Annotated in this window: 22 protein-coding genes and 2 pseudogenes; 19 read left to right on the forward strand and 5 right to left on the reverse strand. The window is 53.3% G+C overall.

The window, feature by feature from the left end:
* Window positions 1–10 precede the first annotated feature (10 nt).
* The 12 genes and pseudogenes from ACY4LX_RS19100 (at window position 11) to ACY4LX_RS19155 (ending at window position 13,906) form a co-directional block, all read left to right on the forward strand.
* Window positions 11–871 carry a hypothetical protein gene (locus tag ACY4LX_RS19100; protein ID WP_463257444.1) on the forward strand — a complete coding sequence of 287 codons (861 nt, stop codon included), beginning with the start codon at window positions 11–13 and terminating at the stop codon, window positions 869–871.
* A gap of 10 nt (window positions 872–881) precedes the next feature.
* The gene (locus ACY4LX_RS19105; protein WP_463257445.1) at window positions 882–3,089 is read left to right on the forward strand and encodes a lipase family protein; all 2,208 of its coding nucleotides are present in this window, start codon (window positions 882–884) and stop codon (window positions 3,087–3,089) included.
* Window positions 3,090–3,210: 121 nt separating this feature from the next.
* A pseudogene (locus ACY4LX_RS19110) lies at window positions 3,211–5,503 on the forward strand (type VI secretion system Vgr family protein).
* The gene (locus ACY4LX_RS19115) at window positions 5,500–7,068 is read left to right on the forward strand and encodes a hypothetical protein (protein WP_463257446.1); all 1,569 of its coding nucleotides are present in this window, start codon (window positions 5,500–5,502) and stop codon (window positions 7,066–7,068) included. The pseudogene ACY4LX_RS19110 and the gene ACY4LX_RS19115 overlap by 4 nt, the downstream one beginning before the upstream one ends.
* A 5-nt stretch (window positions 7,069–7,073) precedes the next feature.
* Window positions 7,074–8,012 (forward strand): PoNe immunity protein domain-containing protein, encoded by a 939-nt coding sequence (locus ACY4LX_RS19120; RefSeq protein WP_463257447.1) that lies wholly within the window; start codon window positions 7,074–7,076, stop codon window positions 8,010–8,012.
* A gap of 105 nt (window positions 8,013–8,117) precedes the next feature.
* Complete coding sequence (locus ACY4LX_RS19125) at window positions 8,118–9,056, forward strand: PoNe immunity protein domain-containing protein (RefSeq protein ID WP_463257448.1); 939 nt, start codon at window positions 8,118–8,120, stop codon at window positions 9,054–9,056.
* Window positions 9,057–9,110: 54 nt separating this feature from the next.
* Window positions 9,111–9,908, forward strand: coding sequence for a PoNe immunity protein domain-containing protein (locus tag ACY4LX_RS19130; RefSeq protein WP_463257449.1), 798 nt, complete (start codon window positions 9,111–9,113; stop codon window positions 9,906–9,908).
* Window positions 9,901–10,662 carry a PoNe immunity protein domain-containing protein gene (locus tag ACY4LX_RS19135; protein WP_463257450.1) on the forward strand — a complete coding sequence of 254 codons (762 nt, stop codon included), beginning with the start codon at window positions 9,901–9,903 and terminating at the stop codon, window positions 10,660–10,662. The genes ACY4LX_RS19130 and ACY4LX_RS19135 overlap by 8 nt, the downstream gene beginning before the upstream one ends.
* Window positions 10,659–11,429, forward strand: a complete 771-nt coding sequence (locus ACY4LX_RS19140; RefSeq protein ID WP_463257451.1) for a PoNe immunity protein domain-containing protein — start codon at window positions 10,659–10,661, stop codon at window positions 11,427–11,429. Before ACY4LX_RS19135 ends, ACY4LX_RS19140 begins: the two co-directional genes overlap by 4 nt.
* A gap of 11 nt (window positions 11,430–11,440) precedes the next feature.
* On the forward strand, window positions 11,441–12,388 hold the full coding sequence (locus ACY4LX_RS19145) for a type VI immunity family protein (protein ID WP_463257452.1): 948 nt from the start codon (window positions 11,441–11,443) through the stop codon (window positions 12,386–12,388).
* Between the two features lie 5 nt (window positions 12,389–12,393).
* Complete coding sequence (locus ACY4LX_RS19150; RefSeq protein ID WP_463257453.1) at window positions 12,394–13,197, forward strand: PoNe immunity protein domain-containing protein; 804 nt, start codon at window positions 12,394–12,396, stop codon at window positions 13,195–13,197.
* Window positions 13,198–13,237: 40 nt separating this feature from the next.
* Window positions 13,238–13,906, forward strand: coding sequence for a hypothetical protein (locus tag ACY4LX_RS19155; protein WP_463257454.1), 669 nt, complete (start codon window positions 13,238–13,240; stop codon window positions 13,904–13,906).
* A 24-nt stretch (window positions 13,907–13,930) separates the two neighbouring features.
* Here ACY4LX_RS19155 and ACY4LX_RS19160 read toward each other — a convergent pair whose 3' ends face one another.
* On the reverse strand, window positions 13,931–14,227 hold the full coding sequence (locus tag ACY4LX_RS19160) for a hypothetical protein (protein ID WP_463257455.1): 297 nt from the start codon (window positions 14,225–14,227) through the stop codon (window positions 13,931–13,933).
* A 378-nt stretch (window positions 14,228–14,605) separates the two neighbouring features.
* Between ACY4LX_RS19160 and ACY4LX_RS19165 the strand changes: the two genes are divergently transcribed.
* The 3 genes from ACY4LX_RS19165 to ACY4LX_RS19175 all read left to right on the forward strand — a co-directional run bounded on the left by ACY4LX_RS19165 (window position 14,606) and on the right by ACY4LX_RS19175 (window position 16,105).
* Window positions 14,606–15,154, forward strand: a complete 549-nt coding sequence (locus ACY4LX_RS19165) for a hypothetical protein (protein WP_463257456.1) — start codon at window positions 14,606–14,608, stop codon at window positions 15,152–15,154.
* A 194-nt stretch (window positions 15,155–15,348) separates the two neighbouring features.
* Window positions 15,349–15,618 carry a DUF2790 domain-containing protein gene (locus tag ACY4LX_RS19170; protein WP_463257457.1) on the forward strand — a complete coding sequence of 90 codons (270 nt, stop codon included), beginning with the start codon at window positions 15,349–15,351 and terminating at the stop codon, window positions 15,616–15,618.
* 91 nt (window positions 15,619–15,709) lie between these two features.
* Window positions 15,710–16,105: a hypothetical protein gene (locus ACY4LX_RS19175; RefSeq protein ID WP_149661629.1), complete on the forward strand. Its 396-nt coding sequence runs from the start codon at window positions 15,710–15,712 to the stop codon at window positions 16,103–16,105.
* Here ACY4LX_RS19175 and ACY4LX_RS19180 read toward each other — a convergent pair.
* Entirely contained in the window at window positions 16,102–16,371 is a 270-nt protein-coding gene (locus ACY4LX_RS19180) for a DUF1652 domain-containing protein (protein WP_463257458.1), read from the reverse strand. The two genes, ACY4LX_RS19175 and ACY4LX_RS19180, sit on opposite strands and share 4 nt — an antisense overlap.
* 385 nt (window positions 16,372–16,756) lie before the next feature.
* Here ACY4LX_RS19180 and eco point away from each other — a divergent pair, with 385 nt between their 5' ends.
* A complete protein-coding gene (gene eco, locus ACY4LX_RS19185; RefSeq protein WP_463257459.1) occupies window positions 16,757–17,239 on the forward strand; it encodes a serine protease inhibitor ecotin in 483 nt (160 codons plus the stop codon).
* Between the two features lie 182 nt (window positions 17,240–17,421).
* Window positions 17,422–17,727, forward strand: a complete 306-nt coding sequence (locus ACY4LX_RS19190; protein ID WP_149661626.1) for an NIPSNAP family protein — start codon at window positions 17,422–17,424, stop codon at window positions 17,725–17,727.
* 24 nt (window positions 17,728–17,751) lie between these two features.
* Here ACY4LX_RS19190 and ilvA read toward each other — a convergent pair.
* Window positions 17,752–18,747: pseudogene (ilvA, locus tag ACY4LX_RS19195) on the reverse strand (threonine ammonia-lyase, biosynthetic); the annotation flags it as partial.
* A 346-nt stretch (window positions 18,748–19,093) separates the two neighbouring features.
* Between ilvA and ACY4LX_RS19200 the strand changes: the two are divergent.
* The gene (locus ACY4LX_RS19200; RefSeq protein WP_149661624.1) at window positions 19,094–19,426 is read left to right on the forward strand and encodes a DUF2834 domain-containing protein; all 333 of its coding nucleotides are present in this window, start codon (window positions 19,094–19,096) and stop codon (window positions 19,424–19,426) included.
* On the opposite strand, the gene ACY4LX_RS19205 is transcribed toward ACY4LX_RS19200, so the two are convergent.
* Together ACY4LX_RS19205 and ACY4LX_RS19210 are read right to left on the reverse strand one after the other, a co-directional pair.
* Window positions 19,407–20,330, reverse strand: a complete 924-nt coding sequence (locus tag ACY4LX_RS19205) for a magnesium transporter CorA family protein (RefSeq protein WP_463257460.1) — start codon at window positions 20,328–20,330, stop codon at window positions 19,407–19,409. The two genes, ACY4LX_RS19200 and ACY4LX_RS19205, sit on opposite strands and share 20 nt — an antisense overlap.
* A gap of 7 nt (window positions 20,331–20,337) precedes the next feature.
* Window positions 20,338–21,912, reverse strand: coding sequence for a RimK family protein (locus ACY4LX_RS19210; RefSeq protein ID WP_149661623.1), 1,575 nt, complete (start codon window positions 21,910–21,912; stop codon window positions 20,338–20,340).
* 92 nt (window positions 21,913–22,004) lie between these two features.
* On the opposite strand from ACY4LX_RS19210, the gene rimI reads away from it, so the two are divergent.
* Window positions 22,005–23,105: a ribosomal protein S18-alanine N-acetyltransferase gene (gene rimI / locus ACY4LX_RS19215; RefSeq protein WP_463257461.1), complete on the forward strand. Its 1,101-nt coding sequence runs from the start codon at window positions 22,005–22,007 to the stop codon at window positions 23,103–23,105.
* Window positions 23,106–23,228 lie beyond the last annotated feature (123 nt).

Consider the following 23,228-nt stretch of genomic DNA (forward strand, 5'->3'; position numbering starts at 1 on the left):
GGAGGATTTAATGTATATCGGCTTTCTAACACGCGTCGTCAAGACTCTATTTTTTTTAACATTACCAATGACAGGCGCTTGCACTTGGGCCGGGCAGACAACGAAAGAGGCAGTCTTAAATGCGGCAAGTCATTATGGGCCTGATCACTTTAAATTATCAGCCGTAATTCCGGCAAACCTAGAGTTCACTTCAAAAGCACATTACTCCCCATCCCCCGGAGAAAGCTGCAAATTTTATAGTTCTGGATTAGGGGGGACGGTTACTAGGCAACAACAAAAAACTGACCATGCACCCGCAAAAACCACCGAACAAACTATCAGCTTCGACATACCGCTTATATTCTATATTTCTGATTGCACGATGAAGCTAACAAAAGTAGATACCTTTATTAGTGGCAGCTATGGCCCTACTCCGATGGATGTCGGTGAAGACAGTGGTGGAATATCCATACGAGACTCATCCACTTCACAAGAGCACGATAGCGTCTTATCAAAAGACTTGGTCTTTCGAGGCCTTTGCACTTGGAAATTCCAGCTCAGTAGAGCGCGAATTGAACAAGACGGAATATCCAAAATATTATCTTGCGCTGCCGCTGATGCAACTTTTGGCACTTCGAATGATATTTATTCGGAGCGTAAACCAGGCGGACTCGTTCAGAGGAACGAGTTAGCCGGGAAAGAAATCGTCATGCGTTATAAGTTGGCGCGCGAAGAACAACCTGGATCAAAAGAAACCTGGGGAAAAGTCGACGCGGGGTGGAAACCATGCATCGAAACAGATAAGACAATCCGATGCCAAACCCCTCCTGTCTTTAAAACCTTTAAGATGAATGGACGCGAGTGCACTGTTTATCCAGGCTGCACTGAATAAAGGACCAGTTATGACTAGCATAGAAAAGCCTCTGCTAAATGATAAACGCCTCGGATGCCCTGTAACAGGACAGTGGATTAGTTTTCGCTTGGTAGATGAATTTGGTGATGGCACCCCATATTCAGGTCTTGATTTTGAGGCTGTAGACTCGGAAGGGACGAAACATAATGGCACTCTTGACTCTGATGGATATGCTCGACTCGAAGGGTGTTATAGCGGGCCATTGGTCCTGAGCTTTCCGGCGCCCTATAAAACGGGTGTCGATGTCTGGTATGAACGGTTGATGGTCAGAACATCTTACAAACTGGCAATAACCGCGTTACAAGCTGCTGCCGAGCAAACTCTGCACCGGCCAGAAGGAGTCCAGACAAAAGGACACTACCGCGCATCTGCAGAAAAAGGGAAATTATATCAAGTCGAAGTGCGCGATCTGGTTTTGCACTCAAGCCATCTTCCGCCACCAGCAAAACTATCATTCCCGCTACCAAGCGGCCCAGCGAACTTAACAAAACAATTTTACAACCCCACTCCAACACACGGCATTTCATTACTTCCAGAAAAACACTACGTATTAGAAGTTAGAGCGTTACGAGCATTTCGCCCGCTAATCTCCATATCGCCTGAGTTTAACGCTTTAAATCTATATCAAATGTCAATCCTTAGCACATTAAGCTATGGTGAATTCGGCCAATCCCCTGACGAAAAAATTAAAGACGACACAATATTTACTTATCCAAAACTCGGCACCATTGGCCACGTATTAGAAACGCAACTGGCGTGTGGCAAGGAACCAAAATATTATGCTGATGCCAGCAAGGCATGGTTTCCGTTAGTTGAAGACGTTCCCTACTCGAAACGTTTGGAAATTGTTCCGTACGACCCAAACCTCTACTCAGAAAACCAAGCTGGGGAAAATCAAGAGACCCCTAGTACTGTCCATTTTTTTAATGACAGTCGCAATGGGATGACGGACTTCACCAATACAGACACTCAAGCCTACGCGACCCATGATGATCGCATGATATTGATTTCCGTGAGGGGTACTCAAGAAAACTGGGACAAATGGCGAGACGCCGATGCCCAACAAGTGCCCATAGACGGTGGCACCGGAAAAGCTCACCAAGGATTTCATGAAGGCTATTTGGCAGTTAGAAAATTCGTTGCTGTCTACTTGGATAGATTCCGAACTGCCGACCAGCGAGTGATGGTTTGCGGCCATAGTCTGGGCGGCGCTATTGCACTCCTGCTCGCCGAATGGATACGTAACAACTACGATAAAAACGTAATTCTCTACACATTTGGCTCTCCTCGCGCAGGTGATTCTGTATTTGTTGAGTCGGCGAAAGCGCTTATACACCATCGTATCGTCAATCATAATGACCCTGTTCCAAGTGTCCCCGCTCCTTGGATGAGTACCCATAAGTCCATTTGGAGTACAGGTGCAGCTCTGGTTGTTACTGGTGCTAGTCCGCCAGTAGGCGGTATATTCTTTGCAGCTGGATTGACACGTATTGGTGGTAACCCTTACTGGCATCAAGGTGAACAGCGTCATTTCATGCCAGTCAAGCTACCACGCGGAATAGTTTCATCTGTATTGTGGAAACCCGGTTGTGAGGGTATTGAAGAGGCCGCGATGACAAAATGCATTAGAGAACTCGCCGATGCTGACATGCCAGCCCGCGCGTCCTTTATCGGCCAGATTTTCTCGGCGGCAGAGCACAGTATGCTCGGAGGATACATACCGAACTGCTGGGCTACATTCAAACGCTGGCAGGAAGCTCAATCAAAGGGCGGAACTGTTGTCACAGAAACAGAGCGAAACGGTATAGCCACAGATATTCAACAATATCAAAAGGCTTTAAAACAATGGGAACAAAGCGCGCGGGATGAGTATCCAGGTGGGGTTATTTACGGTCGCCCTCAGGATCGGGCAACGATAGCCCAGCAGCGAATGTCCTATTCCGATCTGGAAAACCGCCAAAAGGAAATCAACGCGGCTATTCAGTACAACAAAAAAGAATTAGCTGCCACCGACAACACATTGGATCATATACGCAATTTGACCAAACAAAAGCTTCTATTAGCAGATGTATATGGTGATCGTTCTGAACTACCAAAGTTACAGAACCATCTAGACCGATGGTTCGCGCATGAAGAAAATCAAGCATCAGTACGAGTAGCTCAAATTCCACAAACCACGGCATCGAGTACAGCCTGACAAAGACCTTTCAATAGCTGCTATTTGCCAGCCCCTTCGGACTGGCACATTTGCGCCTTGAACGTGCCCGGTTAATCCTGCACCATCCGCCCCAGCTTATTCAAAGGACGGAATTCAAGGCATGCTGGACGCGAACGCAACCCATATTTCCCTCACGCTGGAAGGTGTTTCCACCGACCTTCAAGTGCTCAGTTTCGTCGGTTGCGAAGCCCTCAACCAGCCGTTCTGTTTCGACATCGAACTGGTCAGCGCCCGCCCCGACCTCAAACTCGAAGAGCTGCTGCACAAGCCTGGCTGCCTGACCTTCGGCGCCACCGGCGAAGGCATCATCCACGGCCTGGTCTACCGCATCGAACAAGGCGATTCCGGCAAAAAGCTCACGCGCTACAGCGTCAGCCTGGTGCCGCAACTCGCCTACCTGCGGCACAACCATGACCAGCAGATCTTCCAGCACCTGACCGTACCGAAGATCATCGGCCAGGTCCTCGAAGCGCGCGGCATCCTCGCCGATGCCTACAGCTTCCAACTCGGCGCGGTCTACCCCGAACGCGACTACTGCGTGCAGTACGACGAATCCGACCTGCATTTCATCCAGCGCCTGTGCGAAGAAGAAGGCATTCACTTCCACTTCCAGCACTCCGCCAGCGGCCACACACTGGTGTTCGGCGATGACCAGACGGTGTTCCGCAAACTCGCACCCGTGAGCTACCAGCAAGACTCCGGCATGGCCGCCGAAAAACCGGTGATCAAGCGCTTCAACCTGCGCCTGGAAACCCGCACCACCCGCGTCAGCCGCCGGGACTACGACTTCGAAAAACCACGCATCCTCCCCGAAGGCACCGCCAAAAGCCCCTTCGCCCCGGACCTCGAAGACTACGACTACCCCGGCCGCTTCACCGACCGCGAGCGCGGCAAGCAACTGGCGACCCGCGCCCTTGAGCGCCATCGCAGCGACTACAAACTCGCCGAAGGCAAAAGCGACGAGCCGACCCTGGTCAGCGGCCACTTCCTGGCCCTGAGCGAACACCCGCGTGCCGAGTGGAACGACCTCTGGCTGCTGCTGGAAGTCGTGCACGAAGGCAAACAGCCGCAAGTGCTCGGCGAAAACACCACCAGCGACGTCACCGACAATAAAGACGATTTCCACCAGGGCTACCGCAACCGCTTCCTCGCGACCCCGTGGGACGCGCACTTCCGCCCTGCCCTCGAACACCCAAAAGCCAAAATCCTCGGCAGCCAGACCGCCATCGTCACCGGCCCCAAGGGCGAAGAAATCCACACCGACCCATACGGCCGGGTCAAAGTCCAATTCTTCTGGGACCGCGACGGCCAGGCCGACGACAACACTACCTGCTGGCTGCGCGTCGCCACCGGCTGGGCCGGCAACGCCTACGGCGGCATCGCCATCCCGCGCATCGGCATGGAAGTGCTGGTGTCCTTCATGGAAGGCGACCCGGATCAACCGCTCGTCACCGGCTGCCTGTACCACAAGGAAAACGTCGTCCCCTACGACCTGCCGGCCAACAAAACCCGCAGCACCTTCAAAACCCTCAGCTCACCGGGTGGCAAGGGCTACAACGAATTTCGCATCGAAGACAAGAAAGGTGCGGAACAGATCTACCTCCACGCCCAACGGGATTGGGATGAAAACATCGAGCACGACCAGAAGATTCGTGTCGGCAACGAGCGCCACGACACGGTCGAGGCCAATGTTCTCAGCGAATTCAAGGTCGAAGAACACCGCATCACCCACCTGGATCGCAAGACCGAATCCCGGGCGAATGACCACCTCACCGTTGGCGTGACCCAGCATGTGAAGGTCGGGACGGCGCTGTTTGTCGAGGCGGGCCAGGAGATTCACTACAACGCTGGGGAAAAGGTTGTGGTTGAGGGTGGCATGGAGCTGACGGCGAAGGCTGGCGGGAGCTTTGTGAAGGTGGATGCGGGGGGGGGTGACGATTAGTGGGGCGAATGTGAAGGTTAACTCCGGTGGTGGGCCGGGTTCTGGCACTGGCATCGGCATCCTCGCTCCGCTGATTCCAGGCCTCGCCGCCGCCGACATCGCCGGTCGCCTGATGAAAGAAGCCAAGTCCAATCCGACCTGGCTGGAATTGAACCTGCACTACGACAACCTTGAACCTGTACCGGGCGCGGCCTACCGCGTCGACTTTGCCGACGGCTCGACCCGTGAAGGCGTGCTGGACGATGACGGCTTTGCCCGGTTGGAGGACGTACCGAAAGGACCGGCCAAAGTGTATTACGGCGAGGATCCACGGCCGTACACCCGTGAAAGCGTCACGGTTGTACAGAACTCTGACGAAAAGGTTAACGCAGACTTACGCAAGCTCGGCCTGGACCCGGACGAGGTTGATTTACAAGCATTGGTGGAGAAAGCCGCAGGGAGGCTGTCATGAGTGACGAAGTAGTTGAGAGCGCAAACGAAGGTGACGAAGACCGTAGCGCCGCTTACCAAGAAGCCGCGATAGAACTGGCAAAAGGCATCGCCCTCGGCGCCGTGCCGTTTCTTGGCCAGGCGATCGACGCCTACGACACGATCGAATCCGCTATCGTCCTCTACAACGCAGAGTCGACCGACGGTAAGGAAGAAGCTCAATTTGACCTGTTGATGGCCGTCATCGGCTGGGTTCCAGGGCCGGGCGACGGGTTGAAGAAAAGCCTGCGCATCGTCAATAAAGACCCACAGCGCTACGCCCCGGTACTCTTCGACCTGCTGCGCTTCGTACTGCAAGAATGCGGAATCAAAACCAGCCCCGAAGAACTGCTCAAGCAAATATTCGATGCCGGCAAACTGCGCGTTGAACTCGACGAAATCATCACCGGCGTCAAAGGCTCATCGACGTTCCAAAGCCTTCCAAACTGGGCAAAAACATCCGTCGTCACCGTCCTCTCCGCCTCCCGCGACAACATGCCCGCCATGGTGGGGATTGTTGAGAAGCGGTTGGTTAAATGGAAAGGGATGCAGCGTAATAGCTCGGCGGCTTCCTCCGGGTCAAGTCACCCGAAAAGAGCGGAAAAGCCTGCAAGCAAAGACTCGGCTGTTGCGGCGAAGGGCAAGGACGGCGCCAGCGGCACCCATTCCAACCAAGTTGAAGCCTCCAAAGTAGGCCTTCAAGCCCCTTCCGGCATTTTGAATGAAGGGCTGGGGGTTAGTGGGGAGCATATTGCCGACTACATTTGTGCGGTGGAGTTTGGTTGGGGTAAGGATTGGGATGGGCATGATAAAGGGGCGGATGGGAAATGGTTGGAGGGTGTGCCGAGTGCAAGTAAGACAGGGAAACTCTCGGCGGGAGGAAGTCCGAAGGCAAAACACGTCCTCTACAAGCTAACGGATGGTGCGAATGGAACGGGTATTGATGCAGTATGGCGAGCTAATCCGGCAAATAACGAGGGCAAAAAATTCGCCATAGTCGAGGCGAAGGCAAGCCGAGATGAAGATGCGCCTAAATTCATGCGTAAACCCAACAACACCCGAAAGCCTGGAATAAGCTCAAAATTAAATATTTCCGGAGTAGCCGATCCTAGTGAACTGTTAGAACCCATAGAGCAAATTGAAGCACCTGATCAAAGTAGAAGCAAAAACAATGGACACAGCGGCAAAAAGAATAAAACGACTTCCAAGGACAAAGAAAGTCCTACCAAAAGACCAAAATCATTATTAGTTCAAATGAGTCGTGAATGGATCGAAGAAAATATTGACAAAGCCGTTGAAGGAAGATTCCTTGCTATTAAAGTAATGGCTTCGTACAGCCGCCATCTGTTTTATACACCGCTATACCATACTAGCTTGAGTCCGAAAGAGCACGCCACCGCGCAGTTAGGAAGTTTAGACGAAATCTCTCATCAAAATCACAAGGCCTTTCATTACTCTAACCACGAAGTAAAAGGTTTCGTAAACAAACGCAAGAAATCCTTGGCCAAAAAGTACGGCGCATTGAGTTCTTTGAAGATTGAGGTGTGAAGAAAATGAACAAAAGACAAAAATTCTTTAGTGAAGCTCACTACAAAAACTTTCAAAGAGAGCATGACCAAGTCCTTGAATTTTTAAAGACAAACACCTTTGAATCCGACTCGCCCGAAGAAGAAGCAGCGCTCCGATCAAGGCACTTACAAAGGCTTGCACTGGACAGACTTTTAGCTGCTTATACAGCAGGAGAAGAAATATCCTTCTTAATACCGCTTCTAAGCGACCTGATTGACAAGTACGAAATAAGACAAGCCAAACTCGAGGAACACGAAAACCTCCCAAACATATCACCACTCGCAATTGATGACTGGCCTTATCAATATGAAGAATGCGTACAAGTTATAGGCTTCTGCGTGCTGCTACATCGCACGGACCTACTCAAACGTTTTGTAAAGCTAATAGATAACGCAAGCTATGCTGGCGCCGACACTCTATATGAAGATTTACTTACCAAGGTACTGCCAAACAGACACGATGTAGATTTTTGGTTTCACGGTGTCTATTCACCTTTAATTCAAGCAATCTATGCAGATAGTAAAGAAGAAGCAACCAAGTATCTAAAAAAATACTGCAGTCAATGGTATCCAGCATTTGAACAAGCGCCATGGCACGATTTGCATTTACAGGGAGAGGATGGGAATTACGTCGGATACTGGGCTATTGAAGCAGGAGCAATCGCATTTTTGTATGGCATAGACGACAGCAAAATTGATCACATGGTTTATCCAAAGGACTTGGTCGAATACGCGAGAAATTACCAACCGACCGATGGGTCTCGAGTTGTTCGTATAGATGCAGGACAACCATGCAGCAAGACTGGCTATTGGTTTACGCCGGCGAAAGCAGAGTCTCGCCGCCACTTTAATCAAGGCGACATAATGCCAGGATTCAATGATTCTCATTGGGGCGATACCATTTGGTATTGGTCGGGAGAATAATAACGGGGACATAGTGATTTAACTCCAGCTAGCTATCAACCGAATGGGCGAACATCCGCCCATTACTTGCTGTTTGGAGTCCGGCCACTCAGAAGAAAAAAACGCATGAATAAAAGACAGCAGTTCCTGAGCGAAACACGTCTCGATAATTTCTTCATCAACTACGAAGAAACCCTTAGTTTTTTTGATAAAAATACATTCCAAGCAGACTGCGAGAATCAAGAAAAAGCAGTCAGAGCTAGGCACTTTCAAAAGCTGATACTCAAAGAAATACTGATACGCTACACCGCCGGAAATAAAATCGAAAATCTGATTCAATTATTGGAAAATCTTGTCAATAGCTACGAGATCCTTCAAAAAACGTTGGCTATTTATGAAAAGATTCCATACGTCACACCGCTAACGATTGATGATTGGCCTGACCAGTACGAAGAATGTGTTCAAGTGTTCAGTCTGTGTATTCTTTTGCACCGCGCCGACCTGCTAAAACGCTTCGTGGCCTTAATAGATCCAGCGGGTTACGCGGGCGATGACACTCTATACGAAGATCTGCTTTGCAAACTTTTGCCTGATCGATACGACGTAGATCGCTGGTACCACGATGTTTACTCTGATCTGGTATACGCAACGCATGAGGAGGATAAGGAAAAGGCTTCCAAGCTATTGCAGAAATACTGCAATGGTTGGTATTCCGCGTTTGAACAGGCACCATGGCACGACACTCATAAACAGGGGGATAAAGGAAGCTACTGTGGATATTGGGCACTGGAAGCTGGTGCCATTGCTTTTCTATACGGTATAGATGATAGCAACATCGATCACATTGTTTATCCAAAAGACTTGGTCAAGTACGCCAGAAATTACCAGCTGACTGACCCTACAAAAATGACCTGTATAGACGCCGGTCAGCCTTGTAGCCAAACAGGGTATTGGTTTACACCCGTACAAGCAGATTCCCGTCGCTATTTCGAACGGGGCGCGGTCATGCCTATTGCAAATGATTCAAAGCGGGGCAACACGATTTGGTATTGGGCGAGCGAATAACAAGATCCTCCCTGACTTAGAATGCGGCGTATTGCTCCAGGTAACTAGGCATTTATGAAGGTAAGACAACATCTATTCAGTAAAAAACACTATGAAAACTTCCTCCGCGAACACGACGAAGTCATAGAGTTCTTCAAAAGCAATACATTTCAATCTGACTCGGTGGAGGAGGAAGCCTCTCTTCGTGCAAGTTACTTTAAAACCCTGGCACGTGACAGGCTATTCGCCGCCTATACCGGCGGAGAGGACATAGCCTCTCTTATTCCTCTGCTTGAGGATGTGATTGCAAAGTACGAAGTACGCCAGAAAGCATTGGCAATATATGAGGAATCCCCGGATATCTCGCCTTTAGCGATGGATGACTGGGCTTATCAATTTGAAGAAGGCGCTCAGGTCATCAGCCTGTGCATTCTGTTACACCGCACCGACCTGCTCCCTCGATTCGTCAGGCTCATGGACGATGCGGGCTATGCAGGTTTCGACACGCTTTACGAAGACTTGCTGAAGAAGGTTCTACCTGGCCGGCACGATGTCGACCAGTGGTATCACGACGTCTATACGCCTCTTATTCAATCAATCTACGTCGACAGTAAAGAAGAGGCTTCTGAACTGCTTCAACAGTACTGCGAGCAATGGTATTGCGCCTTCGAACATGCCCCGTGGCATGACACCCACCATCAAGGAGAGGATGGAAACTACGTCGGTTACTGGGCGTTGGAAGCAGGCGCCATCGCCTTTTTATACGATATAGACGACAGCAAAATCGATAACATGGTATATCCGAAAGATTTGGTCGAATACGCCAGAAACCATAAAACAACTGCTGATTCCTTACGTGGTCGTCATGAATAAACGACAAGAATTCCTCACTGAGACCCGATACGCGAACTTCCTGGCTTACAGCGAAGAGACCAAAATTTTCTGGAAGACTCACACATTCGAGTCGGACTCTCCCGAACAAGAAGCGTCCCTCAGGGCTGCTCACTTCAAAAGTGTGGCGCAAAGAAAACTATTTATTTCTTATACTTCAGGAGTGGATATCCACTTATTGGTGCCAATGCTTGAAGAACTGATATCAGCCTACGAAGAGTGTCAGAGAAAACTTTCGATCTCCGAGGGGGTAATCAACATCTCGCCCCTTGCCATTGATGACTGGCCAGATGAATTTGAAGAATGCGTACAAGTCTTTAGCCTGTGCGTCCTGCTCAACAGAACGGACTTGCTCAAACGATTTGCCAAGCTTGTAGACGATGCAAATTACAAGGGTGAGGACACGCTCTACGAAGACTTGCTGCGCAAACGGCTACCCGACCGAGAGGATGTCGATGAGTGGTACCACGATGTCTACACCCCTTTAATCGAAGCTATCTATGCAGATGAAAAAACCGAGGCGTCTCAGTTGCTAGCGGATTATTGTGAACAATGGTACGAGGCATTTAGCCACGCTCCTTGGCACGATTCACACTTGAATGGGGACGAAGGCAGCTATGTAGGATATTGGGCATTCGAGGCGGGTGCTATTGCTTTTTTGTATGGAATCGATGACAGCAAAATCACCCATAGCGTCTACCCAAGGGATTTGGTCGAATATGCGAGAAATACATGAATACAAGGCAAGATTTTTATAGTAAAGATCACTACAAACATTTTCTGAAAGAACTCGATGAAACAATAGAGCTTTGTAAAACTAACACATTCGAATCTGACTCTCCGGAAGAAGAAGCTTCACTTCGAGCAGAGCAACTCCAAAATCTTCTGTTTGACAGGATCTTCGCCAGCTACACGGCAGGTGAAGAGATAAAAACTCTTATTCCACTGCTTGAAGAACTAATAGAAAAATACGAAACATGGCAAACCAAGTTGGCCATCCTTGAACACGCGCCAAAAATTTCGCCCTTGGCTATTGATGACTCGCTGGACCAGTATGAAGAATGCGTACAAGTCATAAGTTTGTGCATCCTATTGCATCGTATCGATTTATTGAAGCGGTTCGTGCTTCTAATAGATCAGGCGGGATATGTTGGCGATGACACCTTGCATGAAGATTTATTGCGTAAAGTACTGCCAAATAGACATGATGTTGATCAATGGTACCACGATGTATATACCCCATTGATTCAAGCCATCTATGCCAAGACCAAAGAGCAATCCAGAAAGCTACTAGACGACTATTGTGAACAATGGTACGACGCATTTACCCAGGCGCCGTGGCATGACACCCATTTACAGGGAGAAGGCGGCAATTATGTTGGGTACTGGGCGATAGAGGCCGGGGCAATCGCGTTTTTATACGGCATCGACGACAGCAAAATCGATCATATGGTTTATCCAAAAGACCTGGTCGAATATGCCAGAGCCGTAACCGCCAGATAGAAAAGACGACTATGAATCCATTGCAAATATTATCTGACCAAGCTCCAAACCTGACTTTTGAACTTCCAGATAGCACACCAGCCATCAGACTGGGGCTGATTGCCACAGTTTATTTTAAAAAAGGCTATCTACTGGAGAACAAGACAAAAGTCGTAGAATGCTTCGATCGCTTCAAGAAAGAATTCGGCCAACATCTAAAGGGGCAATTTACTGATCAATATAAAAAACTGACAAACGATAGTTTCAAAAAAACGACCGAGGATATTATTCAAACAAGTTCGAACGAACAATATGAATGGCACCTCAGCAGTGCTCCAACTGCAAATGAGGCTGCTGAATACCGCCTTTCGGCTTTGAACTCATTTGAAGTCCATGGCGACCAAAAGCGCTCGTACCTTAAGATCATTTTGCCTTGGTCTTTTTTGTTGGAAGCTGACGGTGTAGCCCGCTATCAGAACTGGCTGGTTTATCTTTGTAATCAGGTGAAGGCTGAACATGGCTATGGCGGACTTTCCAGTGTTCTGCCTTATGACTTCGATAGCTACATGCCAATGGAATTTCAGTTGGCTCAGCAGTTCCCCGGACTTGAAGTGGACACCATGGTGCACAACTTTAAGCGAGAGCTGCTTGATCACATCAAGGGTGTGAACTGGTACACCATTCTTGGCAATCAGTTTGTGGAGCGTCTAGGAGGTGAAAACTTGTTAAATCATGCTTTTAGCAGCCGCAGCAATCTGGAGACATTGAATTATGACAACGGATTGATCATCCGTGCCGGCGACTACCCCCAGCTCGGGTCACAGGGTGAGGCGCCACCCGCAGCCTATGTAGCCGTTAATGAAATTGTCAAAACCATACGCATCCCTGAGCCAGATCAACTCCAGTCCCATTCACCCTATGGCCCGACCTTCGGAGAAGACAGCACCGCGCAGTGGTTTAAGCGATTCGACAAGGAATAGTTCCGATGGAAGTAAGCCAGACAAACGCCATGAACAGACGCCAGCATTTCATCGCCGACTCCTACTACCAAAAATCTATCCATCTGTACGATACGACCGAATCTCGATGGACAGGAACGATGCAGGCAGACTCTCCAGATCAGGAGAAGGCATTACGCACGGGGTACTTCAAGGAGGCGGCATTTAACGCCTTGCTGATCAGTTACACGGCGGGCGAGCCGATTGACAGCCTTATTCCCCGGTTGGAGAAGCTGATCAGTCGCTACGAGATTTACCAACAAGCGCTGGCTGCCGAGGAACGCGAACCTGATATTTCCCCCTTGGCCATTGATGACTTGCCTGAACACTACGAAGAGTGCGTTCAAGTCATCAGCCTTTGTATTTTGTTGCAACGTACCGACCTGCTGACTCGTTTCGTCACCCTGGTGGATCGCGGGGGATACGCCCACGAAGACACCCTCTACGAAGACCTTCTGCGCAAGTATTTACCTGGCCGCGCTGATCTGGACGAGTGGTTCCACGACCTCTACACGCCGCTGATTCGGGCGATGTATGCCACCGAACCTGAAGAATCGAGCCACTTGTTAAAGCACTATTGCGAAGCGTGGTATCCCGCTTTCGCCACGCTGCAAACCAACTGGCATGACAGTCATTTGGACATTGAAGACGACGAAGGCAACTACGTCGGTTACTGGGCTTTTGAAGCAGGCGTCATTGCCTTTTTATACGGTATCGACGACAGCCAAATCGATAGCATGGTTTACCCCAAAGACCTGGTTGCCTATGCCAGACGCGCAGCAAACACGTAAACTTCCGCCCTCTTCAGAAACGGACTTCGGATTCAACGACATGGAACTGCACTTCACCATTACCCCCGAGCACACCCAGATCAGGATCGGCGAACAACTGGAGCGCGAGATGCTTAAGCATGATGAGCAGCAGGCCCAACTGATGGGTTGCATCGCACGCTTGCAGGAACGTCTGCTCGCCCCGCTTTTGTTTTTGCTGTGCCTGGTCGGCGGGATGCTGGCGATCTATTTTCCCGAGCGCCAGTTCACTCCTCAGAAGATCATCACGATGGTGTTGTTCGGGGCGATCTTCGCGGTGTTTTGGTGGTTCTTTTCCAGTCGATGGTTGGGCCACCTGCGCGCACGTATGGCCGCCAGCGGTGCCCAGCCACGTGCGCCTTTGCGCGGCGCGAATCAGCGCCTTATCGAAGCCAAGCTGCGTATTAACCTCAAGTCTGTTGAGGGTGCGTATCGCTTGCTGCTTGATGATCAGGGTTTCAGTTTGGTCAATGCCAAGGGTGCAAAAGGCGGGTTGGCTTGGGGGAAGATTGTGCGTCTCAAGGAGACACCTGACTTTTACTCGGTGGCCTGCGCTGAGTCGGATCGCAAGGACATGGCCTATCACATTCCCAAACGCAGCGATGTGATGGACGCCGAGCAGTATCAGCAAGGTTTGGCGCTGTTTTTGAGCCGGGTGCCCGCCTCTGCCGTGTTGACGCCTGCCTCGTAGGAGGCAGGCGTGTTTCAGCAGGCGTCAGGCTGGGGCTGTCCAGCCCAGCATTTGTTGCTGCGCGACTTGCAATAGATCGCAGCCGTCCTGCGTCAGCAGATACAGCGCGTGGGTAATGTGGGGAATGTCCTGGACGTCACCGTCTTTGAAGCACTGGCAATGCAACGTTTCCAGCAAGTTGCTGGAGGCACGGATGCGTTGGAGTGCGGCTTCGAGAATGTCTTGGGGATTGGCCTCGGTGTCGATGACCAGGGGGCTTGAATCAGTGACGCTGCTTTTGATTGGGCGGTAGCGATTGGGAAATGGATTTAGCGTTGGCATAGTGGTTACTCGATGATTTGTGAATAACCGCCAGCATCGTGACCAAACGATGGAGGCGGACTGTGTACAGGCTTGGTCAACCGATACCATCGACTCGGCTCGCCCGAAGGCGTCCGGCACACAGCCGCCATTACAACGCACTACGAACACATAGAAGTCCGCGGGGCGAATGATGGCACACACATCTGTGTGATGGCAGCAGGTGACCAAACCTGACCGCTGATTTTGCAGCGATGCCAAACAGTACCCGCCGGAAGCCGGCCGGCGAAAGTCGACAATGCGCCCAAGCTTGTAGGAACGGGACGAAGCTTTCCTAGGATTTTTTACGACTCACGGGCAGCAATGTAGGACCCAACAACCGAAAGGATTCCCGCCCCAATGAAATCACCTTGGCCGTACCTCTTCGCAGCCCTGCTAACCACCCCGACCTACGCGCAACCGCTCAAGACCATCCTCACCTGCCCGTTAGCCGGTAACTCCAAGGTATCGCTGTTGGCCGAGCCCGCCGAAGACGGCCATCGTCTTTTCGTAAAACTCGACGGCAACACCCACATCGCCTTCACCGATATGCCCCAAGAGGACTTTATCGGCCGCATCGTCCTGGCAAAGTGCGTGTCCTCAACCCTGATATTCGCCCTGGAATACGGCTCGCCCTATATGAAAGGCGTCGTGTTGCGCAAAAACCCGGTCACTCACAGCGTTGAGCAAATCGATTTCGCCGAGAAGGCCCTGCCCCGTTGGCTCTATCTGGGGCCGCAGCAAATGCGTCTGGTCATGCCAAACGAAGGCTATGAAGTCCCGACGAAGTTGCTGCTCTATGACTACGTGGCCGGCAAAGGCCAGGCTGAAACGGCTATCGGCATTGATACGCTTCCCGAGGCGCGCGGTTTTAAAGTTGTGCGCCTGGAGAGTCGTTCCAGCAACTAACTGACCGGTCCCCCATGAAACCTCTGTCAGAAACTGCCTTACGACAGGTGGTATTCAGACGGGTTAACCATCGCTTAACGCCGCGGTCCAAAACTTTACGGGACCGCACGCCTTCAGACTCTCCTGATGCCCAGTGCGGCAGGTTCGACGCCCTACTCGTCGAGCTGACTTTAAGCCTGCACCGGAGAACCTCCATGAACATGCGCACCTTGCTGATCACCACCGCCCTCGCCTGCACCGCGTTTACCGGCCTGGCCCAAGCCAACGACACTTCGACCGCCCAGGCGACTCCGTACCAGTACGGCATGCCGCTGCACGTGGGCAGGGTGATTGCCTTGAACGAACCGACGACGTTGGACTGCAAAGTGGTCAACGCAGACATGAAGTACATCGACAGTGCCACGGGTAAACCGTCGGAGATCACCTATCGGAAATTGTCTGACGCCTGCAGTTATCAGAACTGACAGAAGGCTCTGATTCGGCGCTTTGCGGTTTGCCTGTGAGGGATCTGGCGCTATGCTTTGGGCGCCTCCCTCACTGCCGCAAGGATTCGCCATGCAGTTATCGTTTCGTACGTTGTCGACGTTCACCGCCGCGCTGTGTTTCGTGCTGGCGTTGGTGTGGGGCTTGATGCCGGATCAGTTATTGGCGGTCTGGAGCATCGAGTATTCGTCGGCGGCGGGACTGGTCGCGCGGCGTAGCGCCGTGCTCTTTGCGGCGTTGGGGGTGATGTTTTATCTGGTTCGCAACGAGGCGCCTTCCGCGACTCGCAGTGCTTTGAGCAACGGTTTTATTGTCGGCTGTTGGGGTTTGGCAGCACTGGGCTTCGGCGAATGGCTGAATGGCCATGCCGGGCCAGGTATTTTGCTGGCTGTCGGGGTCGAACTGGCGCTGGGTCTGGGATTTTTCCAGACCCGGCGCGTATCGGTCGAGCTCGAAACTGTGGGTTAAAGTGCTTTGCGATCCGGATGCAATGTCTGGGCGGATGCCCTGTGCTGCATGTCGGATCGAAGTTCGGCAATCAGGTCGTTGATTTCGCGACAACCATTCAAGTGTTTGGCGTTGATACCGGTCACCATCAGATCCAGTTGATCGGTGTGCGTGTCGGCATACACTTTTACGGTCATCGACAAGTCAGGCGTCAGCGTGCATTGACAGCGCTTCGGCAGGAAGCTGCTTTCAATGATGTTGCGAAGTTCCAGGGCAGAAAGAAACATGGCGACCCTCTCCTTAATGTGAGACTGCCAATCAAAATAATCATCGGTCGGTGCTGAAAAAACCCGTTTGTCTTCCTTGCGGGCCTGAACATTTCATTACCTGGCCGTTCTCTCGTAGCAACACTGACTCATATGAACTCGTCGGTCAGCTTAAGACCAGCTACAGCATAAAACATGCCCAAGAATTCGCTCTGCACCTCGTCGGCAAATCAAAGGTTTAGGCTGCGCGCCATCAGATTGCACTCATGCAAGATGCAAGAAGGGCCGGTAAAAGCCCTGCAATATGCAGGTATCAGCGATGGGTTTGCATCCATCGTGTTCGGCAGTAAAAATGCTACCCAATATTTCAGTATCCGCTGACCCCACTCACACGCAAGGAGGCATCATGGGTTCGTTGACCTTAAACACGACCGTTGGGCTAATAGTTGCCGGGCTGTCGTGCGCCGCGCACGCCGCAAAACTTGAGGAAGTTGCGCCATTCCCCAAAGCCGAGAGCGGTTTTACCCGCCAGGTGATCCGTCTCGCGCCACAAACCCAGGAAGACAGCTACCAGGTCGAGATTCTGGCCGGCAAGACGTTGACTGTGGACTGCAACCGTCAGCGCCTGGGCGGAATGCTCGAAGAGAAGAATCTGGAGGGTTGGGGTTATCCGTTCTATCGGCTGGAAACGGTGATCGGGCCGATGAGCACGATGATGGCCTGCCCGGATGGCAAGACCACAAAAGACTTCGTGCCGGTGGTCGGTGACGGGTTCATGCTGCGCTATAACAGCAAGCTGCCGATCGTGCTTTACGTGCCCAAGGATGTTGAGGTTCGTTATCGTATCTGGACGGCGTCGAGCAAGATTGAGAAAGCCGTCCAGGAGTAGCGCGATACTGTGGCGAGGGCGCTTGCTCCCGCTTGAGTGCGCAGCACTCACAAAACCTCCCACCGCCCTCGAAGTCTTGAGGCCGCTAAGCAGCCCAGCGGGAGCAAGCTCCCTCGCCACAGGGGCACCACCAGGCTTGGGATCATCCTCAGCCTTCCGATATTTGCCACAGGAGCTTTCTTTTGATTACCTGCCACGTCAAATACGTGATCGATCCCTATCAACTGCCCGAGTTCGAAGCCTACGCCCAGGCCTGGCTCGGTATCGTCGAGCGCCTGGGCGGTACTCATCACGGCTACTTCCTGCCGTCCGAGGGCGCGAGCAATATTGCCTACTGCCTGTTCAGTTTTCCGTCGCTGGCGGACTATGAAAGCTACCGCCATATCGCGATGACCGATCCGGAAACTACCGCGCTGGTGGCCTCGCTGGTGGAGAAGAAGTTTATCGTCAGCTACGAGCGCACGTTCCTGCGCCCGATGCTGGCCTGAGACCCCTCACGCCGGGACGCCGCTCAACGCAGCGCGCTCGGCGACATGGCGCAGGCTGTCGAAATTGATGTTGGCGCCCGAGTCGATGGCCACCAACGTCTGGCCCCGGACGCCGGTCTGTGCCACGTACTTCTTGATTCCGGCCACGGCCAAGGCGCCGGAAGGCTCGGTGATCGAGCGGGTGTCGTCGTAGATGTTCTTGATCGCCGTGCACAATTCGTCGTTGCTGACGGTGATGACTTCATCGACACAAACCCGGCACACCTCGAAACCATAAGCACCGATCTGCGCCACTGCCACGCCGTCGGCGAAGGTTCCTACGTTGGGCAGAACCACCCGCTCACCGGCCCGCAACGCCGCCTGCAAACACGCGGAGTGTTCCGACTCGACGCCGATGATGCGCACTTCCGGTCGCAGGTATTTGACGTACGCGGCGATACCGGCGATCAAGCCACCGCCGCCCACCGGGACGAAGATCGCATCCAGTGGTCCTTGGTGCTGACGCAGGATCTCCATAGCGACGGTACCCTGCCCGGCAATCACGTCCGGGTCGTCGAAGGGCGAGACAAAGGTGCGACCGGTTTGCTGCGCCAGGTTCAGGGCGTATTCCAGGGCGAAGGGAAAACTCTCGCCGTGCAGCACCGCGTCGGCACCACGGCTGCGCACGCCGAGCACCTTCAACTCCGGCGTCGTGCAAGGCATGACGATGGTCGCGGCGATCCCCAGTTCCCGCGCCGCCAACGCCACGCCCTGGGCATGATTGCCCGCTGAAGCCGTGATCACGCCGCAGGCCTTTTGCGCATCGCTGAGCTGCACCAGTTTGTTGTAGGCGCCACGGATCTTGAAGGAAAAGGTCGGTTGCAGGTCTTCGCGCTTGAGCAGGACCTGATTGCCCAACGCCTCGGACAGCGCCGGCGCCGGTTGCAGGGGCGTGCGCACCGCCAGCTCATACACCGGCGCGGCGAGGATCTTTTTCACGTAGTGCTCAAGCAAGGCCTGCTGGGCGACGGTACTGTTCATGCTGATCTCCTGTTCCACACGACCTGCTTAGGAGCTGCCGAAGGCTGCGATCTTTTGATCTTCAAACAGCAAAAGATCGCAGCCTTCGGCAGCTCCAACACGGGTGGTGCGTCGATTCAAAACCCAGGAGACAGAAAGTAAAAACCCGCCTCTAGGGCGGGTTGGGTGCTGCAGTCGTGAGCTAGCCCGCCAAATAAGGAATGGCGGTAATAATGCTTGGCTGGCAGCGCAATACGGTGGAAGTCATGGCTGGAAATTAGCCGGGCGACGCGGGCAAGTCAATGGCCAATTTTGCCGGGGCTCTGTAGTCTGGCGACTCCGCTCATTGCCCCCAAGGATGGAAACCATGAAGTCTGTCGCCCTCCCCCTGATTGCCTTGATCGCGTTTGCTGGCTACACCGTGTCGGTGATGCTGCAGGCCGAACAGTCGTTGATCGATTTCGGGATCAGCTTGATGTCGCGTCCGGATACGGCGCAGGTGGTGATTGATCTTTATCTGCTGGCGACGCTGGCGGGCATCTGGATGTACCACGATGCGCGCAAGCGCGGCCAATCGGCGTTGTCCGTGATTCCCTATCTGTTGCTCACCGCGATTTTCGTGTCGATCGGGCCGTTGCTGTACCTGGTTGTCCGTGGCTTGCAGGATCGGCGCAAGGCACTCACTTCGCCAGCCGCCTGAGCCCCAGCAGCATCACACCGGCCCCGAGCATCATCGCCGTCAAAAACAACGGATAGGACACCCACCACGGCGTCCCGGCCGTCATCATGCTGAACTCGGACATGCCGCCAATGCTCGCAATCAAATTCAACGGCAGAAACACCACGTTGATCAGCGTCAGTTTGCGCAACAGGTTGTTCATGCTGTTGTTCATCAGGTTGCCCCGGGCGTCGATCAGCCCGGAGAACACCGTGGAGTAGATTTCCGCCTGTTTGTAGCACTGGTTGTTTTCGATGATCAGGTCGTCGATCAGGCCAATGGCCTCGGCGCTGAAGTGTTCCTTTTCCGCGTGGTTGCGCAGCCGGGTCAGCACGGCGCCGTTGCTGTGGATGGCGTTGATGTAATAGATCAGGCTTTCGCTGAGGTTGAACATTTGGATCAGGTGCTGGTTTTCCATCGAGGCGTTGAATTTTTGCTGCAACTCCCGGGCAACCAGTTTGATCACCTTGAGGTGGCCCAGGTAGTGATGGATGTTGTTGAACAGCAAATCCAGCAACACATCCAGCGGCGTGTTGAGCCGCTGGCGGGTGCCGAGCCCGTGCAGCGGCGAGTCGTCGGTGGCGATCACCAGCAAGCGGCCCGGCGAGAACAGCAAGCCGCAGGACGACACCTCGAAGGCCAGGCTGCCGGCACCGGAATAGTTTTCCGGGCGTTTCCAGATCAGGAACAGGTTGTCGGGGTGAAACTCGATGCGCGACACCTCGTCGGGGTCCAGGGCCGAAGCCAGGGCATGTTCATCGAGTTTGAAATGGCTGTGCAGCAAGTCCCGCTCGGCGGCATCGGGGTTGCTGAACAGCATCACTTCGGCGTCCAGCCGTTCAACCTTGTGCAGGGCGCCTTGGGTCAGTTGAAAACTCTTGATCATCGGCCGTTCACCAGGCCTGGCCGCGTCGCTTGAGCTCCAGGCGCCGGACGAACTCTTCCAGCACCAGCGAGTACAAATCGTCCTGCAAATAAGCGTCTTCGATGCCAGCGTCCATGTTCGGATTATCGTTGACCTCGATGACCACCACTTTGTCGCCAGACTGCTTGAGGTCGACGCCGTACAAGCCATCGCCAATCAGGTTGGCAGTCTTCACCGCCAGCTCCACCACCGCGCGCGGCGCTTCGTGGACCGCCAGGGTGCGACATTCGCCGTTGATGTCCTGGCCCTTGGCTTTGTGGTTGTAGATCTGCCAATGGCCCTTGGACATGAAGTACTGGCAGGCAAAGATCGGCTTGCGGTTGAGCACACCGATGCGCCAGTCGTACTCGGTGTAGAAGAATTCCTGAGCCAGCAGCAACACCGAGTGTTCGAACAATTCAGCGGTGGCTTCGAGCAAGGCTTGCTGGCTTTCGACCTTGATCACGCCTCGGGAGAAGCAGCCGTCGGGGATCTTCAACACCAGCGGAAAGCCCAGACGCTCGCCGACCCGTTCGAAGTCTTCCGGTCGCTCCTTGTAGAGAATTTCGGTGGCGGGCATGCCCAACTGGTGGCTTTTCAGCAGGTCGGTCAGGTAGACCTTGTTGGTGCAGCGCAGGATCGACGCCGGGTCGTCCATCACCACCAGCCCTTCGCTCTCGGCTTTCTTGGCGAAGCGGTAGGTATGGTTGTCGACGCTTGTCGTCTCGCGGATCAGCAGGCCGTCGTATTCGGCGATGCGGGCGTAGTCCTTGCGCTCGATCAGCTCGACGTCGATGCCCAGGGTCTTACCGACCCGCACGAAGTTATCGAGGGCCTTGGCGTTGGAGGGTGGTAACGCTTCTTGCGGGTCATGCAGGATCGCCAGGTCATAACGCGCCAGGCGCCGTGAGCGCGGTACACGCCAGATCTTGCGACTGAAACTGTCCAGGGAGTTGGCAAATTGATCTTCCTGATCTTCACGCAACTTGTGCAAGGCGCCGGACTTTACACCTTCAATGTGCCAGCCGTTAGTTCTTCTAAACTCAACTAGCAATATCGGACATGGGAACACTTCAAACAGTTGCCGCGCCAGATCCTGCAAGGGTTCGATATTAGTCTTGCCAAAATAAAGGGTTAGCGTAAAGCCTTCGGTATCGCTGTAAAGATGATTACTGAGGGCTTTTTCCAGCGGTTTATCCAGATCATCCAGGGACAGCCCATACAGCGATTTACGCGTCAGTTCACTGATGGTCCGCACCGATGGAATGACCTTGTGCCCCCGGGCTTCGGCCAGCAGCGAGCAGTAGTAACCGTGCCCCAGGTACTTGTAGCTGCGGCACAGGTTGATCACCTGCACCCGTTTACCCTGCTCGTTGTCGCGGGTTTGTTCCAGGTATTCCTGGGCCGTGACGATGTCTTCGCTGGGGAAATACGACGCCCAGTCTTCCTTGCGTTCGACGATGATAATCAACTGACTTGAAGTGCTAACCGCGTCATTTAAATAAGTTGCCGCCGGCAAACTTTGCTCGGATACTTCGCGCCAATGACCTTGTACCGCTGACATAGTGATTGATCCGTTGGAGAACAAGACCTTTCCTATTAAGCACGAACTTTTTCGAAAGTCCCGTTTCGTTACGTAACTTTTACGGCGGTCATATGAATCCTGTCTTTCGCCTGGCGGTAGTTGAAGACTTACCGGCACTGTTGAAACTTGAAGAGCAATGCTTCACCACGGACCGGCTCAACAGTCGCAGTTTTCAGTGGATGATCACCAAGGCTCACGGGCAGTTGCTGGTGGCGGAACACGCTGACGCACTGCTCGGCTACGCGGTGGTGCTGTTCCACCGTGGCACGTCCCTGGCGCGGTTGTACTCCATTGCCATCGCGGCCGAGGCCCGAGGCAACGGCTTGGGCAAACAGTTGCTGGAGCGGGTCGAGGCCTGCGCGCTTGAGCATGATTGCGCCTACTTGCGCCTGGAAGTGCGCATCGACAACCCGGCAGCGATTGCCTTGTATGAGCGCAATGGTTACCGGCGGTTTGCGCTGATTCATGACTATTACCAGGACCATGCCGACGCGCTGCGTCTGGAGAAGCGCATCCTCCAGCACCGTGATTCGCGCAATATCCAGGTGCCTTGGTATCGGCAGACCACCGATTTCACCTGTGGCCCGGCGTGCTTGCTGATGGCGATGGGGGCGCTGCAGCAGGGGCGATTGCTGGAGCGACGTGAAGAGCTGCAAATCTGGCGCGAGGCGACCACGGTGTTCATGACCTCGGGCCACGGTGGTTGCAGCCCGCAAGGTTTGGCGTTGGCGGCATGGCGGCGCGGGTTTCGTGTGCAGTTGCAACTGAGCATGGCCGGGCCGTTGTTTCTCGATGGGGTGCGCGATGAACATAAAAAAGACGTCATGCGTTTGGTGCACGAAGAGTTCACGGCGCAGTTGCAGGACACCGATGTGGAGCGGGTGATTGGCGGAACGCTGGATTTGCCACGGTTGCTGGACGCGGGTGGACAGCCATTGGTGCTGATCAGCAGCTACCGCCTGACCCGCTCCAAGGCGCCGCATTGGGTGATGGTGACCGATTGCGACGAAGAGTTTGTCTACCTGCATGACCCGGATGTGGATCACAGCCAGCATCGGCAACCCATGGATTGCCAGCATCTGCCGGTGAGTCATGGGGAGTTTGAGAAGATGTGCAGTTTTGGGCGGGGCAAGCTTCGGGCGGCGGTTGTCCTGTATGCCCGCCACCAGTGATCGTTCCCACGCTCCGCGTGAATTCCTCTTGTGACGCTCCGCGTCACGCTTTGGGACGCAGAGCGTCCCTGGCTGCATTCCCACGCGGAGCGTGGGAACGATCAGCGACGCGGAGCGTGTGAA

It is taken from the genome of Pseudomonas sp. Emmai (assembly GCF_055179735.1).

What these genes read in the sequence shown, in the direction of transcription:
- ACY4LX_RS19140 (WP_463257451.1), top strand. Translation starts at nt 10,659, where the DNA reads ATGAATACAAGGCAAGATTTTTATAGTAAAGATCACTACAAACATTTT.
- rimI (WP_463257461.1), top strand. Translation starts at nt 22,005, where the DNA reads ATGAATCCTGTCTTTCGCCTGGCGGTAGTTGAAGACTTACCGGCACTG.
- ACY4LX_RS19125 (WP_463257448.1), top strand. Translation starts at nt 8,118, where the DNA reads ATGAATAAAAGACAGCAGTTCCTGAGCGAAACACGTCTCGATAATTTC.
- ACY4LX_RS19180 (WP_463257458.1), bottom strand. Translation starts at nt 16,371, where the DNA reads ATGTTTCTTTCTGCCCTGGAACTTCGCAACATCATTGAAAGCAGCTTC.
- ACY4LX_RS19120 (WP_463257447.1), top strand. Translation starts at nt 7,074, where the DNA reads ATGAACAAAAGACAAAAATTCTTTAGTGAAGCTCACTACAAAAACTTT.
- ACY4LX_RS19175 (WP_149661629.1), top strand. Translation starts at nt 15,710, where the DNA reads ATGCAGTTATCGTTTCGTACGTTGTCGACGTTCACCGCCGCGCTGTGT.
- ACY4LX_RS19160 (WP_463257455.1), bottom strand. Translation starts at nt 14,227, where the DNA reads ATGCCAACGCTAAATCCATTTCCCAATCGCTACCGCCCAATCAAAAGC.
- ACY4LX_RS19165 (WP_463257456.1), top strand. Translation starts at nt 14,606, where the DNA reads ATGAAATCACCTTGGCCGTACCTCTTCGCAGCCCTGCTAACCACCCCG.
- ACY4LX_RS19105 (WP_463257445.1), top strand. Translation starts at nt 882, where the DNA reads ATGACTAGCATAGAAAAGCCTCTGCTAAATGATAAACGCCTCGGATGC.
- ACY4LX_RS19150 (WP_463257453.1), top strand. Translation starts at nt 12,394, where the DNA reads ATGGAAGTAAGCCAGACAAACGCCATGAACAGACGCCAGCATTTCATC.
- ACY4LX_RS19210 (WP_149661623.1), bottom strand. Translation starts at nt 21,912, where the DNA reads ATGTCAGCGGTACAAGGTCATTGGCGCGAAGTATCCGAGCAAAGTTTG.
- ACY4LX_RS19135 (WP_463257450.1), top strand. Translation starts at nt 9,901, where the DNA reads ATGAATAAACGACAAGAATTCCTCACTGAGACCCGATACGCGAACTTC.
- ACY4LX_RS19115 (WP_463257446.1), top strand. Translation starts at nt 5,500, where the DNA reads ATGAGTGACGAAGTAGTTGAGAGCGCAAACGAAGGTGACGAAGACCGT.
- ACY4LX_RS19200 (WP_149661624.1), top strand. Translation starts at nt 19,094, where the DNA reads ATGAAGTCTGTCGCCCTCCCCCTGATTGCCTTGATCGCGTTTGCTGGC.
- ACY4LX_RS19100 (WP_463257444.1), top strand. Translation starts at nt 11, where the DNA reads ATGTATATCGGCTTTCTAACACGCGTCGTCAAGACTCTATTTTTTTTA.
- ACY4LX_RS19130 (WP_463257449.1), top strand. Translation starts at nt 9,111, where the DNA reads ATGAAGGTAAGACAACATCTATTCAGTAAAAAACACTATGAAAACTTC.
- eco (WP_463257459.1), top strand. Translation starts at nt 16,757, where the DNA reads ATGGGTTCGTTGACCTTAAACACGACCGTTGGGCTAATAGTTGCCGGG.
- ACY4LX_RS19155 (WP_463257454.1), top strand. Translation starts at nt 13,238, where the DNA reads ATGGAACTGCACTTCACCATTACCCCCGAGCACACCCAGATCAGGATC.
- ACY4LX_RS19205 (WP_463257460.1), bottom strand. Translation starts at nt 20,330, where the DNA reads ATGATCAAGAGTTTTCAACTGACCCAAGGCGCCCTGCACAAGGTTGAA.
- ACY4LX_RS19170 (WP_463257457.1), top strand. Translation starts at nt 15,349, where the DNA reads ATGAACATGCGCACCTTGCTGATCACCACCGCCCTCGCCTGCACCGCG.
- ACY4LX_RS19145 (WP_463257452.1), top strand. Translation starts at nt 11,441, where the DNA reads ATGAATCCATTGCAAATATTATCTGACCAAGCTCCAAACCTGACTTTT.